This window comes from Dyella sp., from assembly GCF_051954575.1.
In the GTDB taxonomy this organism is placed as follows: Bacteria; Pseudomonadota; Gammaproteobacteria; order Xanthomonadales; family Rhodanobacteraceae; genus Dyella_B.
Genome location: NZ_JBQCHP010000076.1, coordinates 1 through 13,947, shown reverse-complemented (window position 1 = coordinate 13,947; position 13,947 = coordinate 1). Strand labels below are relative to the sequence as shown.

Below are 13,947 nucleotides of genomic sequence, written 5' to 3'. Positions count from 1 at the left end.
TGATACACAATGAGATGCAGCCATGTTGAAAATCATCCGCCAATCCATCGTGATGCTGTTGTTGATGACGGTGCTGCTCGGCATCGCCTACCCGCTGATCACCACTGGCGCAGCCCAGGTGCTGTTCCCTCACCAGGCTAACGGCAGTCTGATCGAAAAGAACGGCAAGTCGGTCGGTTCCGAACTGATCGGCCAGTACTTCGACAATCCCGGATATTTCTGGGGCCGCCCTTCGGCCACCTCGCCGCAACCCGACAACGGTACCGGGTCTGCTGGGTCTAACCAGGGGCCTACCAATCCGGCTCTGCACGATGCCATACAGCAGCGCATCGATGCCTTGAAAAAGGCAGATCCGGGCAATACAGCGCCAGTGCCCGTGGATCTGGTGACGGCGTCGGGCAGCGGACTCGATCCGGAGATCAGCCCGGCAGCGGCGCAGTACCAGGCTGCACGTGTGGCGCGCGTGCGTCACTTGCGCGTGGAACAGGTGCAGGCGCTGGTCGTGAAGTTCACCGAAGGGCGGCAGCTGGGTGTATTGGGGGAGCCGCGGGTGAATGTGCTGCGTTTGAATCTGGCGTTGGATGGATTGCAGGCGCGCTGAAGTTTGCCAAAAACCACCAAGGCTCGCGAGGGGCGAACCCCAACGCAGTGGCCTGACATGGCAACGTTGGGTTTTGGCTGCGCCTCTACCCAACCTACGGAAGAATGCGGCGCTAAGATGAAACCATGACCGACACCTCTCGCAACGCCCGCGCCGACGCCCTGCTCGATGTGGTGCAGGAAGAAAGCCATCGCCGCCTGAAGATTTTCCTGGGTGCCGCGCCGGGCGTCGGCAAGACCTATGCGATGCTTTCGGCGGCGCGCGAACTGAAACGACAAGGTATCGATGTCGTCGTGGGGCTGGTGGAGACGCATGGCCGCAGCGAAACGGCAGCCCTGCTCGAAGGCCTGGAGGTGTTGCCGCGCCTTACGCTGAGTTATCAGGGGCGCGAGTTCACCGAGTTCGACGTGGATGGCGCTTTGGCACGCAAGCCTGACATCCTGCTGGTCGACGAGCTCGCGCATCGCAACGTGCCCGGCAGCCGCCATGAGCGGCGCTGGCAGGACATCGCCGAGTTGCTCGACGCGGGCATCGAGGTCTATACCGCGCTGAATGTGCAACACCTGGAAAGCCTCAATGACCAGGTACGCCGCATCACTGGCATCACCGTGCGCGAAACCGTACCGGATGCCTTCCTCGATCGCGCGCGCGACATCGTGCTGGTCGACCTGCCGCCGCGCGAGCTGATCGGTCGCCTGCGCCAGGGCAAGGTGTACGTGCCGGAGACAGCTGCCGCCGCGCTGGATGCGTTCTTTTCGCCGACCAATCTCGCCGCCCTGCGTGAACTGGCTGTGGATACCGTGGCCGGTCACGTCGACAGCGACCTGCGCGAACACATGCTGGCGCGTGGCGGCAAGATGCCGGTGCGTCGGCGCGTGATGGCGGCGATCGACGGCTACGCGCAGAGCGAATACCTGGTGCGCGTGGCGCGCCGAATTGCCGAACGCCGTGGCGCACCGTGGACAGTGGTATTCGTCGATACCGGTGCCACGCTGGACGAAACACGCCGCGAACGCATCGATACGGCGATGCGCCTGGCGCGCCGGCTTGGCGGTGACGTCACTGTGCTCCATGGCCACGCGGTGGCCGATGAACTTCTGGTGCATGCCGATCGTGAAGGCGTCGGCCAGATCATCCTCGGCCGCACGCGCGAGCGTCTTGTCGCGCGCATGCTTGGCCGGTCGCTGACGCAGCAATTGCTACGCCGCGGCGCGCATCTGGAGCTAACCATTATCGCCACACCGGCCGAACGCGTGCGCTCTCGCAAACGTCTGCGCCTGATGCCGATGTACGGGCGTCGCGACGAATACATCTTCGCCACCGTCGTCACCGCGATCGCCATCGGCCTGTCCTTCATCGCCGATCGGTATTTGTCCGTTGCCAATCTCGCACTGATCTTTCTTACCGCGGTGATGGCCGTTGCCGTGCGTACGCGCATGACGGTAGCGGTCTACACGGCCACGCTGTGCTTTCTTGGTTACAACTTTTTCTTTGCGCCGCCGCGCTACACTCTGGTCATCGCCAACTCCGACGACGTATTGGCCGTTACGCTCTTTTTTGCCGCGGCGCTGATCTGCAGCCGTCTGGCGACACGGTTGGCCAGCCAAGTGGAATCGCTGCGCGCCGCGCACGATTACTCGCATGCATTGCTCACCTTGGGTCAACGGCTTTCCGCGAGCACAGATGCAGGCGGCATACGCGACGTAGGCGCCGCCGCCCTGGCACGCTCGCTGCGCTGTGAAGTAGCCATGCTGGCGCGCGACATGGAGCACCGCCTGCAGATCGCCGCCAACAGTTCGCGCACGCTCAGCCTGACCACCCAGGATCTCGCTGCTGCAGAGTGGTGCGAGCAACACACCGAGCCCGCCGGCCGATTCACCGACACGCTTAACGCAGCGCGCTGCTGGATGTTGCCGCTGGGCACCGACGATCACCACCTTGGCGTGGCCGCGCTGCGCTTCGAAAGTGGCGCCCCACCGGATACCGAGCGGCGCAGCCTGGCCCTGGCGATGGTGCAGGATATCGGCCAGGCGCTGGAACGCGCTCGGCTCGCGGCCGAACTGGAAGGCGCGCGCGTACAGGGCGAAACCGAGCGTTTGCGCAATGCCTTGCTCTCCTCCGTGTCGCACGATCTGCGCTCGCCGCTGGCATCGATGATCGGTTCGGCCGGCACGCTGTCCAGCTATGGAGACCATTTGCCTGCCAGCGAGCGCAAGGAATTGCTCGAGGCGATTCTTGGCGAAGGTCAGCGCCTGGACCGCTACATCCAGAATCTGCTGGACATGACACGACTTGGTCACGGCACGTTGAAGCTCAACCGTGACTGGACCGATGTCGCGGAAATCGTCGCCTCGGCCATCACGCGCATGCGCAAGCTGTTTCCGGAGTTGCGCGTGGATAGCGCATTGCCGGACGAAACCGTGCTGCTGTTCGTGCACCCGGCGCTGATCGAGCAGGCGCTGTTCAACATCCTGGAAAATGCCGCGCGCTTTTCGCCGCCCGGCGAACCGGTGCGCGTGGTGGTGCGCGTGGCGGGTGATCGACTGTTCATCGACGTGGTCGACCGCGGCCCCGGCATTCCCGAAGATGAGCGCGCGCGCATCTTCGACATGTTCTATTCGGTGGCGCGCGGCGACCGCGCGCCGCAAGGCACCGGACTTGGGCTGGCGATCTGCCGCGGCATGATCGGCGCGCACGGCGGCAGCGTGGAAGCCTTGCCGGGCGATGGTGTTGGTACCACCATTCGCATCAGCCTTCCCCTGCCAGGGGATGCTCAAATTCATTCTGCGTAGGTGGCATGATGTCCAGAAGGCCCGCAGGGTGTGTTGCGTCGCGCGGCTTGAACAGACGGCCAGTCGGCCCTGCGGCGCGCAACATACCCTGCGGGCCGTCTGGACACCACCCTTCGGGCCGGCTCTGTCCGTCCGCATCCCTTCGGCCCATCGTCTCGACAGACGGCCAGTCTGCCTTCGCCGATGGTCCTGTGGTCTGCTAACGGACAGAGCCGGTGACACCCACGCAGAATGAATCTGAGCATCCCTTGCCATGAGTGCATCCCCTTGCGTGCTGGTCATCGATGACGAGGCGCAGATCCGCAAGTTCCTCGACATCGGTTTGCGCGCGGAAGGCTACGCGGTGCTGCTCGCCGCGAATGCCGCCGAAGGCCTGGCGCTGGCGGCCACGCGCAATCCGGATATGGTGATCCTGGATATCGGTCTACCCGATCGCGAGGGCCACGAAGTGCTGGCCGAACTGCGGCAATGGACGCAGGTGCCGGTGCTGATGCTGTCCGTGCGCGATGCGGAACGGGAAAAAGTCAAAGCGCTGGATGCCGGCGCCAACGACTACATGACCAAGCCGTTCGGCATCCAGGAACTGATGGCGCGCCTGCGCGCCTTGCTGCGCCATCGCGCCACCCAGGCGGAAGCGCCGCCGCGCTACCAAGACGAGCGCCTGCACGTCGACTTGGGCCTGCGCGAAGTCACGCTCGACGGCGAACCGCTCGCGCTCACCCGCAAGGAATACGCCGTGCTCGCCATGCTCGTTCGTCACGCCGGACGCGTGGTGACCCAGCAGCAGTTGTTGCGTGAAGTGTGGGGTGGCACGCATGTGCAGGACGCGCATTATTTGCGCATCGTGCTGGGCAAGTTGCGGCAGAAGCTGGGGGATGATCCGGCGGCGCCGCGATGGTTGAAGACGGAGCCGGGCGTGGGGTATCGGTTTTTGGCAAATGGGTAGGTTGGGGTGCAAACCCCAACGCTGCCATGTCCATGAAGATGGCGAGGTTGGGGTTTGCACCCCAACCTACGGTCACTCCTTCAACCGCGGTACGCCGTGCACGTCGCGTTCTTCGATCGCGATCGGTCGCGTGTCCAGCTTTCCGCCGACGACGGGATTCTCGGGCAGCGGCTGCGTAACCTCGCCACGCACCATGGCGATGGCGTTGCGATAGCAACGCTGCGCCAGCGCGGCGTCGCCCAGCCCGGTGTAGACGTCGCCCAGCGCTTCCCATCCACCGGTGCTGGGAACCAGCGCAAGCGAGCGTTCCAGATACTGCCGCGCCTTGGCCCAAAGACCGAGCCGCGCGCACATGCGTCCCAGCGTAAGCAGCAGGCTGGGATCGTTGGGATGGGCATCGAGCCACGCTTCGGCGCGGCGCATGCGTGCGTCCAGATCGTCACCCGCGAGCAGGCCGTAGGTTTCCACCAGTTGCGGTGACCATTCGCGGCGCAGCGCGGATTCCACTTCATCCATCGCCGGCAGCACCAGGCCGTAGCTTGCGGCCTTGCGCGCGTAGGCATCGATCACTGCCGGCGCGCGACGCTGCGCCTTGGGCAGTTGCGACCACAAGGTGTTGAGCACGGCGCCATCGCCGGTGGCCTGGATGCTGGCGACCAGCACCAGCGTTTCCAGCGACGCGTACGCACGTGCACTCATCACGCCGCTTTTCTGCAACGGTTCGAGCGCATTGCGCGCGCGGCGCGTATCGCCTGCCGCCAAGGCAGCCAACACCAGTTCGCGCCAGCCGCCGGGACTCAAATTACCGCTGTCGCCTTCCGGGGTGAGCAGGGCGAGGGCTTCGGCCGGCTTGCCGTCGCGGCGCAGGACGCGTGCACGCAACACGCGCGCGGCACGCGGCGCGACTTGCGCGGCCTGGTTCAACGCTTCGAGCGCACGCGCATGTTCGCCGCGGCGCGACGCGGCTTCCGCAGCCGCAAGCAAGGCCGGGCCGCGCAAGGTATCCAGGCGCGAGGCGCGATGCAGATCGCGCTCGGCATCGCCGTGGCGGCCCTCCATCAAGGCGACCAGGCCATCGGCAAGACGCTGCCGGCTCACGCGGCGATGCCGGCGCGAGAAGGCGCCGAACGGCCAGCGCACGGCGCGCCATAGCACGCCCAACAAAGCCCAGATCACCAACAGGATCAACACCGCGGCCAGCAGGCTGGTCTGCACGTTGACGCCGCGGAAGCGGATCAGCACATAGCCGGGATCTTCGGCCACCCAATGCCAGCCGAACGCGGCCAGCGCGGCGACGATCACCAGCGCCAGGATCCAGCGCCACAGCTTCATGGCTTGGCACCGTTCGCGGGCGCGGTGTTTTCCGCATTGGGCTTGAGCGCATGCACGGCGCGCAGATTGCGCAGCTCGCTCAATGCGGCGCCGAGCTTCACCGGCGCGCCGGGCTTGAGCTGGCCAAGCAGCGTGGCGATGCGCTGATGCGCCTGCTGCACGGGGGGCGACTGCATGTCGAACTGTGCGGCCAGGCCTGCATCGGCGCGCTTCAGCGCGGTGGCGGCGGCGTCGCTATCCCACGCCAGCAATCCGGCCTGCGCCTGCGCAAGATCCAGCGCCACCAGCTCGCGCGCGATGTGCGCATCGGCGATGTCCACCGGTGCGCCATTGTCGCGCCGGATCTGCACCACATTCCGCAATGCGTGCCAGATGCGCGCCCACACGCCGGTGTTTTCCTGTGCAGTGGGTTCGTCCAGTGGCCGCAGCGGAAGAGTGGGCAGCTCGTTGCGCAACTGCATCACGCTGTCGAGCAGCGGCGCGGGATCGGTCGATTGGCTCTTGGCCAGCGCCTCGTGCTCCGCTTCGATACTTTGCTGCACACCCTTGAAGGCATTGTCGTTGACGCCGGCCAGGGTTTGCCCGGCCAGCGCAAACGCCTGCGCCGCGCCTTGCGCATCGTGGAACAGCGTGTAGCGTTCGGTGCCCATGCGCAGCAGCGATTCGGTTTCGTCCAGGCGCATGGCATCCTGGCCGGAGAGCGTTTTTTCCGACAGCTTGCCGACCGCTTCCTCCAGATCGCGCACGCGCTGGTCCTGCGACAGCAGTTCCTCGCGCAGCGAACGGTTGACCTGGTCGGCATCGTTCAAGCGCTGCAGCACCAGGTTGCCCTGGCTGGTGGTGGTCGACAGCGTGCGCTCCAGCGTATTGGTGCGTTCTTCCAGCGCCGCGGTGGTGCGCAGCGCCTGCGCGTTGATGTGCAACAGCTGCCACTGGCGCCAGGCGACGTAGCCCACGCCGATGATCGCGATCAGGGCCAGCAATAACGCCAACGCCAGCGTGCCGCCGCCGGGACGTGCAGGCGGCGCGGGCCGGTGGCTGCGCGCGGGGTCGGGAGGCGTGCCCATGCCGGGTGTGGTACGTACGTCGGAGGTGAGATCGTCCTGGCTCATGCGCGCATGCTAGCAGCCCGTGGCGCCGCGATCGTGGGATGACCGTGAACGAACGGCGCAGGCGCCCGCCAGCAGATCGCCCTGGTTGGCCGAGGATGCGCGATGGATGCGCGCGAAGCCGGCCATGCGGGCGGCGGTCTCGATCCGCTCGCTGCTCACCACGGCGGTGGCCTGGCGCAACCGTTCCCATGCCGTGACAGGCAATTGCTGCTTGAGATGCTGCAGCGCCTCGATGCTGGAAAGCAGCACGCAGGCTCCGGGCGACATCTGCAACAACGCCTCCGCGTGGCGCCGGCTGAGGCGAGGCGCGGTGCGTTCGTACACGTGGACCTCGCGCAGGATCGCACCGCGTTCGGCAAGTTGCTGCTGCATCAGGCCGCGGCCACCCGGCGCGGTGATCAGGGCGACACGCCGACCCGCCGGATGGTGCAGGGACGGCAGCGCCAGCATGCCTTCGCTGTCCTGCCGCGACGCAGGCACTTGTGCGTGGATACCGTGCCGCTGCAAGGCACGCGCCGTGCCCTGCCCTACGGCGACGACATCGCCGTGCGTCTTTTTCAACGGCGCGAGCGCGAACGCATGGCGGACCGCGGCGGGGCTGGTGAAGATCAGCACGTCGTCGTCCTGCGCTTCCTGCCATTGCGCGCGTGCGTGTGATGCGTCGGAACTGCCGCGCAGGGAAAAACCGGGCAGCAGCAGTGGCGTGCCGCCCAGGGCGCGCACTTTTTTGGCCAGCGGCGTGCCGGTACCGACAGGGCGGGTGATGACGACGGTGCAGCCGGCCAGCGTTGCGCCCTCTTCGCTTGGGATAGAGGAATTGCGCTTGCCACGATGCACCGGAGTTTCGTGCGCCATCGACTCGATACCTGGAATAGAGGAACAAGCCCCGATCAGCGCCGAATCGCGCAACTCGCCGCCATCTGTTCCCTCCCCTGCGAAGTAGGGGAGGGAGCAAGCAAGCGTTCGCTGCTGAGGTTCGACGCTGACCAGGAACACGTTTGGTCGCAAACTGGATACCCCACTTCCCAGCAAGATAAGGAACCCATATATCCCAAGTGTAGCCTCTACACTGTCGCCCCCTCTTAAGTCTCCGCCGTCCCATGCAGAAGTTCGATCCGCACGCGTCCGCCCAGGCCCTGGTGAATTTCATTCAAGCAAGCATTCCGCTTGCGCACACGATGGGCATCGAACTGGGCCGCTACGACGGCGACAGCCTGGTGCTCGGTTGCCCGTTGGCGCCAAACGTGAATGACAAGGGCTGCGCCTTCGGCGGCAGCCTCACCAGCCTGATGACGCTGGCCGGCTGGGGCGTGGTGGAGCTGGCGCTGCGCCAGCGCGGCGAAGATTGCGATGTGTACGTGGGCGAATCCACCGTGCGCTACCTCGAGCCGGTATGGAGCGATTTCCAGGCCGAGGCGCGGCTGGCCGAAGGTGCGGATTGGGCAACCTTCTTCAGCACCCTGTCCGCCCGCAACCGCGCACGCATCGCGGTGCGCTGCCAGGTGCCCGGGGAGAACGGCAAGCCGGCGGCCACGCTTGAGGCGCAGTTCGTGGCTAAGCGCCGCGTGGCTGCGGCAGAATAAGCCAACTCCGAAGGGGAAATTCCATGCGCCGTATTGTCGGTCCGATCCTGCTGTTGACCCTGCTGCTGTTGTCCGGCTGCGCCACCGACCGGCGCAATGACGCGCTCGCCCACACCATGATCGCCTACGCGAACGCGGTGCGTTGGGACGGTTTCGAAGCGGCCGAACAATTCGTCGACCCCAAGGTGCGCGATGCGCATCCGATCACCGACCTGGACCGGGAACGCTTCAAGCAGGTGCAGGTGAACGACTACGACGACGGCAATGGCCCGGTGGCCTCGGGTGAAAACGAAGTGCGCCAGAACGTGCGCATCAGCTTGACCAACCTGCATACGCAGTCGGTACGCACCATCGTCGATCGGCAGGTGTGGCGCTACGACCCGGAAAAGGGCAAATGGTGGCTGGAGACCGGCATACCGGATCTCAATCAATAGGATGGAAGGCAGCTTAGGCCGCAGCTTTTCCTACTTCCCCTATAATTCCCGATTTACCTCACTACCCTTGCGCCCGGTGGCACCATGAACGATTTCCTTCACAAGCTGCCCCAGTTCGTGGGCAACCATCTCGCGCTGTCCCTGCTGTTCGTGGTGCTGGTGCTCGCGCTGATCGTCACGCAGATCATGGTGCTGCTGCGCAAATACACCGAGCTGACGCCGGCCGGACTGACCCAGCTGATCAATCGCGACAGCCCGCTGCTGATCGATCTTTCGGCCATCGCCGATTTCGAAAAAATGCACGTGCCCGGCGCCAAGCATGTGGCCATGAGCCAGTTCGATCCGGAACACAAGGATCTGGCCAAGGCGCGCGAGCTGCCGGTGGTGGTGATGGACAAGGACGGCCGCACCACCGACAAGGCCGCGCAGCGCCTGATCAAGGCCGGCTTCACGCGCGTCTATACGCTGGGCGGAGGCGTGCTGGCGTGGCAGCAAGCGCAATTGCCGGTGGCCAAAGGCAAGAACTGACGTAGGTTGGGGTGCGAACCCCAACGCTTTTCTCCCGATCGATATGGCGAGGTTGGGATTTGCACCCCAACCTACGAAGCCTCTTCGACGATGCCGGCGCGGCCAGCCAGGATCTGCGCCAGCACATCCGGCGCATAGTCGAACGAATCGAAATACAGCCGATCCTCCGGCAGGCCGGCGTCGACGAACAGCTTGCGCCCGGCATCGATCATCGCCGGCGGTCCGCTCATATAGACGTCGTGGCCGGAAAGATCCGGGTGATCGTCCAGCACCGCTTCGTGCACCAGGCCTTCGCGCAGGCCGGCCGAGCGCGCCTGCTCCGCATCGGAAAGCACCGCGTGGAAACGCAGCGCCGGCGAGGCGGCTGCCCACTGCTCGGCCAGTGCGCGCAGATAGAGATCCGCCGCATGCCGGGCGCCCCAGTACAGAGCAATCGGGCGGCGCGTGCCGAGCGCCAGGAAATGCTCGAGGATGGCCTTCACCGGTGCGAAACCGGTGCCGCCGGCCATGAAGATCATCGGCCGCTCCGAATCCTCGCGCGGCACGAAGGTGCCAAGCGGGCCTTCGACGCGCAGCACGTCACCCTCCTTCAGCGTATCGCTCACCCACGAAGTGAAACCGCCGCCGGCAACGTGACGCACGTGCATCTCGATCACGCCATCGGCCTGCGGCCCGTTGGCGATGGAGAACGGACGGCGGCGGCCTTCATCCAGCAGCACGTCCAGGTATTGGCCCGGCAGCCAGTTCAAGCGCAATTCGCCCGGCGCGGGCGCAAGGTGCAGGCCGATCACATCGGGCGCAAGCTGCCATTTGCGGCTCACCCGCACGTTCAACTGGCGCCGCGCGATGTCTTCGACCGAGGTGACTTCGCGCGCCTGCACCACCAGGTCGCTGGCGGGCACCGCCTGGCACAGCAGCACCGCGTGCTGCACGCGGTCGTGCACGTCCAGCGCAGTGGGAGGATTGCGCGGATACTCGCACCGGCCCTGGATGAGCGTGGCCTTGCAGCTGCCGCACACGCCGGCGCGGCAGGAATACGGCAAGGCGATACCCGCGCGCTGCGCCGCTTCCAGCACGGTTTCGCCGGGCTGGACGTCGAAACGGCGGCCAGAGGTGGTGAGGGTGACAGTAAACAAGTGAGCGTGGCCTGGGCGATCCTGCATTGTCGCCGCTGGGGTGGTCGGCGGACAATGCGGGCTTCCCTCGCGATATCAACACGCATGAGCATCTGGAAACAGGACACCGACCTCGAACGCCTCGACGGCTGGACCCGCAATACCTTGATGGAGGCGCTGGGCATCCGCGTGACCGCCATCGGCGAGGACTGGCTGCAAGGCACGATGCCGGTGGATCACCGCACGCACCAGCCTTACGGACTGCTGCATGGCGGCGCCTCGGTGGCCCTGGCCGAAACCCTCGGCAGCAGCGCGGCGATGCTCACGCTCGATCCGGCAAAGGAGCGCGCCGTCGGCCTGGACATCAACGCCAACCACGTGCGTGGCGTCACCAGCGGCACGGTGACCGGCACGGCGCGCCCGCTGCACCTGGGGCGGTCGACCCAGGTGTGGGAAATCCGCATCGAGGACGAAGCCGGCAAGCTGGTGTGCATCTCGCGTCTCACCATGGCGGTGGTGCCGGCGACGGCGGTGGGCTCGCGCTGAGACATGTCCAACGAGACGCCTTACGCTCGCCTCACCCCCGATCTCGTGCTCGACGCCGTCACGGCCTGCGGCTTGTGGCCGGACGGCCGCCTGCTCGCGCTCAACAGTTATGAAAATCGCGTGTGGCAGGTAGGACTGGAGGAAGGCTCGCCGGTGATCGCGAAGTTCTATCGCCCCGGTCGATGGAGCGACGCGGCGATCCTGGAAGAACACGCCTTCGCGCAAGAGCTGGCCGATGCGGAATTGCCGGTGGTGGCGCCGTTGCGTTTCGCGGACCGTACGCTGCTGCATCACGACGGTTTTCGCTACGCGCTCTCGCCGCGGCATGGCGGCCGTGCGCCGTCGCTGGAATCGGCCGATCAACTGGAATGGCTCGGCCGTTTGATCGCGCGCATGCATGGCGTAGGCGCGCGTGCCTCGTTCGCCTATCGCGGCCATGTCGATCGCAACACGCTGATCACGCAGCCCATGCAGGCGGTGATGGCTTCTTCGCTGCTGCCTTCGGCGTTGCGCGAACGCTATCGCCACGCGGTCGAACGCGTGGATGAGCGGGTGGCGGCGCGCTTCGAAAGCATCGGCCCGATCCGCAGGCTGCGCCTGCATGGCGATTGCCATCCGGGCAACGTATTGTGGACCGATGCCGGCCCGCATTTCGTCGATCTCGACGATGCGCGCACGGGGCCGGCGGTGCAGGATCTATGGATGCTGGCCCACGACGAGCGCGCGATGGAGGCCTTGCTGGAAGGCTATGCTTCCATGCGTGACTTCGATCACGCGGAACTGGTCCTGATTCCCGCGCTGCGAGCGATGCGGCAAGTGCATTATGCGGGCTGGATCGCCACGCGCTGGAACGATCCGGCGTTTCCGGCGGCGTTCCCGTTCGCGGCCGAAGTGCGCTGGTGGGAACAACATATAACCGACCTGCACGAGCAGGCGGACGAACTCGAATAATTCGTTTTTTTCCTTGGGGTGTTGCATGCGTCAGATTCTGTTTCGCCTGATCGGTATCCTGGAAGTGGCCGGTGGTTTCTACGGCGTGGCCATCGAATTGCCGCACCTGCTCGCGTCCGGCCCGCTGCATACCGCGGTGATCCAGCTGATCGCCTTTGCGCTCTATGCGTTTGTGCTGGTCGCCGGCGTATTACTGCTGGAAAACAGCGAGCGCGGCATTCGTCTTTCCAGCATTGCGCAGCTGCTGCAGTTGCCGCTGATCGGCACGCCTATTTTCAGTTACGGATTGTTCTGCGGCGCCTTCATCAACGTGTTCACCACGATTCACCTGCATCCGGAAGTCACCTGGCGCTTCGCCAGCCAGGGCTTCAACCTCGCCTTCGGCGGACCATCGGTGTCGTACCTGGGCATCAACCTGCTGGCGCTGCTGTCGTGGTTGGTTCTCAAGCTGCGTTGAAGACCCGCGGTTCGTAGGCTGGGGTGAAAACCTCAACGTCGCGGTGCATGGATGGTTTGTGATGTTGGGGTTTGCACCCCAACCTACGCCACCGTCCCAAACCGCTATCATTGGCGGATGAATCTTCCTGCCTCGCGTCCCATCATCCGCCTCAAATCCGACCGCACACCCGGCCACCCGTGGGTGTGGTCGGCGCAGGTGCACAAGCCGGAGGCGCGGATACCGCCCGGTAGCGTGGTGGACGTAGTCGATGCCAAGGATCGCTTTGTAGGGCGCGGCTTCTGGAACGGACATGCGCGCATCGCCTTGCGCCTGCTGGCCGCGGACCCGAGCGAATCGATCGACGCCGCATGGATCGCCGCGCGGATCGACCGCGCCGTGGCGCTGCGGCGCGGGTTGCTGCAGCTCGATGCCGTCACCGATGCCTGGCGCGTGGTGCACAGCGAAGGCGATGGGCTGTCCGGGCTGATCGTGGACCGCTATGCCGACATCCTGGTGGTGGAATATTTCGCCGCCGGCATGTGGAAGTTCCGCGACGCCATCCATGCCGCGCTGCTGCGCCAGTTTCCGGGCTCGCGCCTGTACTGGTTCGCCGAAACGCACGTGCAGAAGCAGGAGTCCTTCGACTGCCGCGTGGCCGAAGCGCCTCAGCCTGTGGAAGTGCACGAACATGGCCTGCGCTTCCATGCGGCGCCGGGTTACGGACATAAGACGGGCTTCTTTGCCGACCAACGCGAAAACCGGCGCCGCTTTGCCGAACTCGCTCGCGGCCGGCGCGTGCTGGATCTGTGCTGCAACGCCGGCGGCTTTGCGGTGCACGCGATGGCCGGTGGCGCGCGCGAGGCCACCGGCGTGGACATGGACGCGGGCATCCTGGAAATTGCGCGCGCCAACGCAGCGGCGAACAACCTCGGCATCCGCTTCGAACAAGCCGACATCTTCGAATGGCTGCGCCAGGCTTCAGAGCGTGGCGAACGCTATGATGCGGTGATTCTCGATCCGGCCAAGCTCACGCGCGATCGCAGCAAGGTGATCGACGCGCTGAAGAAATACTTCGCGATGAACCGGCTGGCGTTGGACGTGATTCCGCCCGGCGGCCTCTTGCTCACCTGCTCCTGCACGGGCCTGGTGAGCGAGGGGGATTTCCTGGAAATGCTGCGTCGTGTGGCGCTCAATGCCGGGCGCGAGATCCAGATTCTGGAAGTGCGCGGCGCCGGTGCAGATCACCCGGTGCGCGCGGACGTGCCGGAGAGCCGCTATCTCAAAGCCGTGTTCTGCCGCGTGGATTGATCGCAAATCGTAGGTTGGGGTGTAAACCCCAACATGGCTGTGTGTCTACGCAGACCGGTGTTCGGGTTCGCACCCTAACCTGCGGACCGCCGCGCCGATCATTCGGTCTGGCCGCCGTTCTCCTGCAAGCGGACTTGCCGACCTTGCGCAACACGCCAGAGCAGCAGCAACACATACGCCAGCATCAGGAACGCCACCCACAGCCCCAGCGCATTGCGCAGCGTCAGCGCGTAACCGAGCTGCGACACGTCGATGAAGTG

The 13,947-nt window shown here is 65.4% G+C and carries 14 protein-coding genes; 10 read left to right on the top strand and 4 right to left on the bottom strand.

Annotated features, from left to right (window positions below):
• Positions 1-22 precede the first annotated feature (22 nt).
• The 3 genes from kdpC (at position 23) to ACTHNE_RS10440 (ending at position 4,339) form a co-directional block, all read left to right on the top strand.
• Positions 23-601: a potassium-transporting ATPase subunit KdpC gene (gene kdpC, locus ACTHNE_RS10450; RefSeq protein ID WP_324944930.1), complete on the top strand. Its 579-nt coding sequence runs from the start codon at positions 23-25 to the stop codon at positions 599-601.
• A gap of 125 nt (positions 602-726) precedes the next feature.
• Positions 727-3,393, top strand: a complete 2,667-nt coding sequence (locus ACTHNE_RS10445; RefSeq protein WP_440269214.1) for an ATP-binding protein — start codon at positions 727-729, stop codon at positions 3,391-3,393.
• A gap of 253 nt (positions 3,394-3,646) precedes the next feature.
• Positions 3,647-4,339 (top strand): response regulator, encoded by a 693-nt coding sequence (locus tag ACTHNE_RS10440; RefSeq protein WP_324947850.1) that lies wholly within the window; start codon positions 3,647-3,649, stop codon positions 4,337-4,339.
• 72 nt (positions 4,340-4,411) lie between these two features.
• On the opposite strand, the gene ACTHNE_RS10435 is transcribed toward ACTHNE_RS10440, so the two are convergent.
• The 3 genes from ACTHNE_RS10435 to ACTHNE_RS10425 are packed head-to-tail and all read right to left on the bottom strand — an operon-like array spanning position 4,412 to position 7,638.
• On the bottom strand, positions 4,412-5,671 hold the full coding sequence (locus tag ACTHNE_RS10435) for a heme biosynthesis protein HemY (RefSeq protein WP_324947852.1): 1,260 nt from the start codon (positions 5,669-5,671) through the stop codon (positions 4,412-4,414).
• Positions 5,668-6,783, bottom strand: a complete 1,116-nt coding sequence (locus ACTHNE_RS10430) for a uroporphyrinogen-III C-methyltransferase (protein ID WP_440269213.1) — start codon at positions 6,781-6,783, stop codon at positions 5,668-5,670. The genes ACTHNE_RS10435 and ACTHNE_RS10430 overlap by 4 nt, the downstream gene beginning before the upstream one ends.
• 9 nt (positions 6,784-6,792) lie before the next feature.
• Positions 6,793-7,638 carry a uroporphyrinogen-III synthase gene (locus ACTHNE_RS10425; RefSeq protein WP_324947855.1) on the bottom strand — a complete coding sequence of 282 codons (846 nt, stop codon included), beginning with the start codon at positions 7,636-7,638 and terminating at the stop codon, positions 6,793-6,795.
• A gap of 245 nt (positions 7,639-7,883) precedes the next feature.
• On the opposite strand from ACTHNE_RS10425, the gene ACTHNE_RS10420 reads away from it, so the two are divergent.
• From ACTHNE_RS10420 to ACTHNE_RS10410, 3 genes are all read left to right on the top strand, one after another.
• Positions 7,884-8,366 (top strand): YiiD C-terminal domain-containing protein, encoded by a 483-nt coding sequence (locus ACTHNE_RS10420; RefSeq protein ID WP_324947857.1) that lies wholly within the window; start codon positions 7,884-7,886, stop codon positions 8,364-8,366.
• 23 nt (positions 8,367-8,389) lie between these two features.
• Positions 8,390-8,800, top strand: a complete 411-nt coding sequence (locus tag ACTHNE_RS10415) for a hypothetical protein (RefSeq protein ID WP_324947859.1) — start codon at positions 8,390-8,392, stop codon at positions 8,798-8,800.
• An 84-nt stretch (positions 8,801-8,884) separates the two neighbouring features.
• Positions 8,885-9,328 (top strand): rhodanese-like domain-containing protein, encoded by a 444-nt coding sequence (locus ACTHNE_RS10410; protein WP_324947861.1) that lies wholly within the window; start codon positions 8,885-8,887, stop codon positions 9,326-9,328.
• Between the two features lie 71 nt (positions 9,329-9,399).
• Here ACTHNE_RS10410 and ACTHNE_RS10405 read toward each other — a convergent pair whose 3' ends face one another.
• Positions 9,400-10,491: a 2Fe-2S iron-sulfur cluster-binding protein gene (locus ACTHNE_RS10405; RefSeq protein ID WP_414649785.1), complete on the bottom strand. Its 1,092-nt coding sequence runs from the start codon at positions 10,489-10,491 to the stop codon at positions 9,400-9,402.
• A 57-nt stretch (positions 10,492-10,548) separates the two neighbouring features.
• On the opposite strand from ACTHNE_RS10405, the gene ACTHNE_RS10400 reads away from it, so the two are divergent.
• From ACTHNE_RS10400 to ACTHNE_RS10385, 4 genes are all read left to right on the top strand, one after another.
• Positions 10,549-10,989 carry a hotdog fold thioesterase gene (locus tag ACTHNE_RS10400; RefSeq protein ID WP_440269212.1) on the top strand — a complete coding sequence of 147 codons (441 nt, stop codon included), beginning with the start codon at positions 10,549-10,551 and terminating at the stop codon, positions 10,987-10,989.
• Between the two features lie 3 nt (positions 10,990-10,992).
• Positions 10,993-11,940, top strand: coding sequence for a serine/threonine protein kinase (locus ACTHNE_RS10395; protein ID WP_324947868.1), 948 nt, complete (start codon positions 10,993-10,995; stop codon positions 11,938-11,940).
• 25 nt (positions 11,941-11,965) lie between these two features.
• Positions 11,966-12,397 carry a hypothetical protein gene (locus tag ACTHNE_RS10390; RefSeq protein WP_440269211.1) on the top strand — a complete coding sequence of 144 codons (432 nt, stop codon included), beginning with the start codon at positions 11,966-11,968 and terminating at the stop codon, positions 12,395-12,397.
• Positions 12,398-12,514: 117 nt separating this feature from the next.
• Complete coding sequence (locus ACTHNE_RS10385; RefSeq protein WP_440269210.1) at positions 12,515-13,687, top strand: class I SAM-dependent rRNA methyltransferase; 1,173 nt, start codon at positions 12,515-12,517, stop codon at positions 13,685-13,687.
• Positions 13,688-13,947: the final 260 nt, after the last annotated feature.

Bases quoted from the DNA above. Each gene is read 5' to 3' on its own strand.
- kdpC (WP_324944930.1), top strand. From the start codon at position 23: ATGTTGAAAATCATCCGCCAATCCATCGTGATGCTGTTGTTGATGACG.
- ACTHNE_RS10445 (WP_440269214.1), top strand. From the start codon at position 727: ATGACCGACACCTCTCGCAACGCCCGCGCCGACGCCCTGCTCGATGTG.
- ACTHNE_RS10440 (WP_324947850.1), top strand. From the start codon at position 3,647: ATGAGTGCATCCCCTTGCGTGCTGGTCATCGATGACGAGGCGCAGATC.
- ACTHNE_RS10435 (WP_324947852.1), bottom strand. From the start codon at position 5,671: ATGAAGCTGTGGCGCTGGATCCTGGCGCTGGTGATCGTCGCCGCGCTG.
- ACTHNE_RS10430 (WP_440269213.1), bottom strand. From the start codon at position 6,783: ATGAGCCAGGACGATCTCACCTCCGACGTACGTACCACACCCGGCATG.
- ACTHNE_RS10425 (WP_324947855.1), bottom strand. From the start codon at position 7,638: ATGGCGCACGAAACTCCGGTGCATCGTGGCAAGCGCAATTCCTCTATC.
- ACTHNE_RS10420 (WP_324947857.1), top strand. From the start codon at position 7,884: ATGCAGAAGTTCGATCCGCACGCGTCCGCCCAGGCCCTGGTGAATTTC.
- ACTHNE_RS10415 (WP_324947859.1), top strand. From the start codon at position 8,390: ATGCGCCGTATTGTCGGTCCGATCCTGCTGTTGACCCTGCTGCTGTTG.
- ACTHNE_RS10410 (WP_324947861.1), top strand. From the start codon at position 8,885: ATGAACGATTTCCTTCACAAGCTGCCCCAGTTCGTGGGCAACCATCTC.
- ACTHNE_RS10405 (WP_414649785.1), bottom strand. From the start codon at position 10,491: ATGCAGGATCGCCCAGGCCACGCTCACTTGTTTACTGTCACCCTCACC.
- ACTHNE_RS10400 (WP_440269212.1), top strand. From the start codon at position 10,549: ATGAGCATCTGGAAACAGGACACCGACCTCGAACGCCTCGACGGCTGG.
- ACTHNE_RS10395 (WP_324947868.1), top strand. From the start codon at position 10,993: ATGTCCAACGAGACGCCTTACGCTCGCCTCACCCCCGATCTCGTGCTC.
- ACTHNE_RS10390 (WP_440269211.1), top strand. From the start codon at position 11,966: ATGCGTCAGATTCTGTTTCGCCTGATCGGTATCCTGGAAGTGGCCGGT.
- ACTHNE_RS10385 (WP_440269210.1), top strand. From the start codon at position 12,515: ATGAATCTTCCTGCCTCGCGTCCCATCATCCGCCTCAAATCCGACCGC.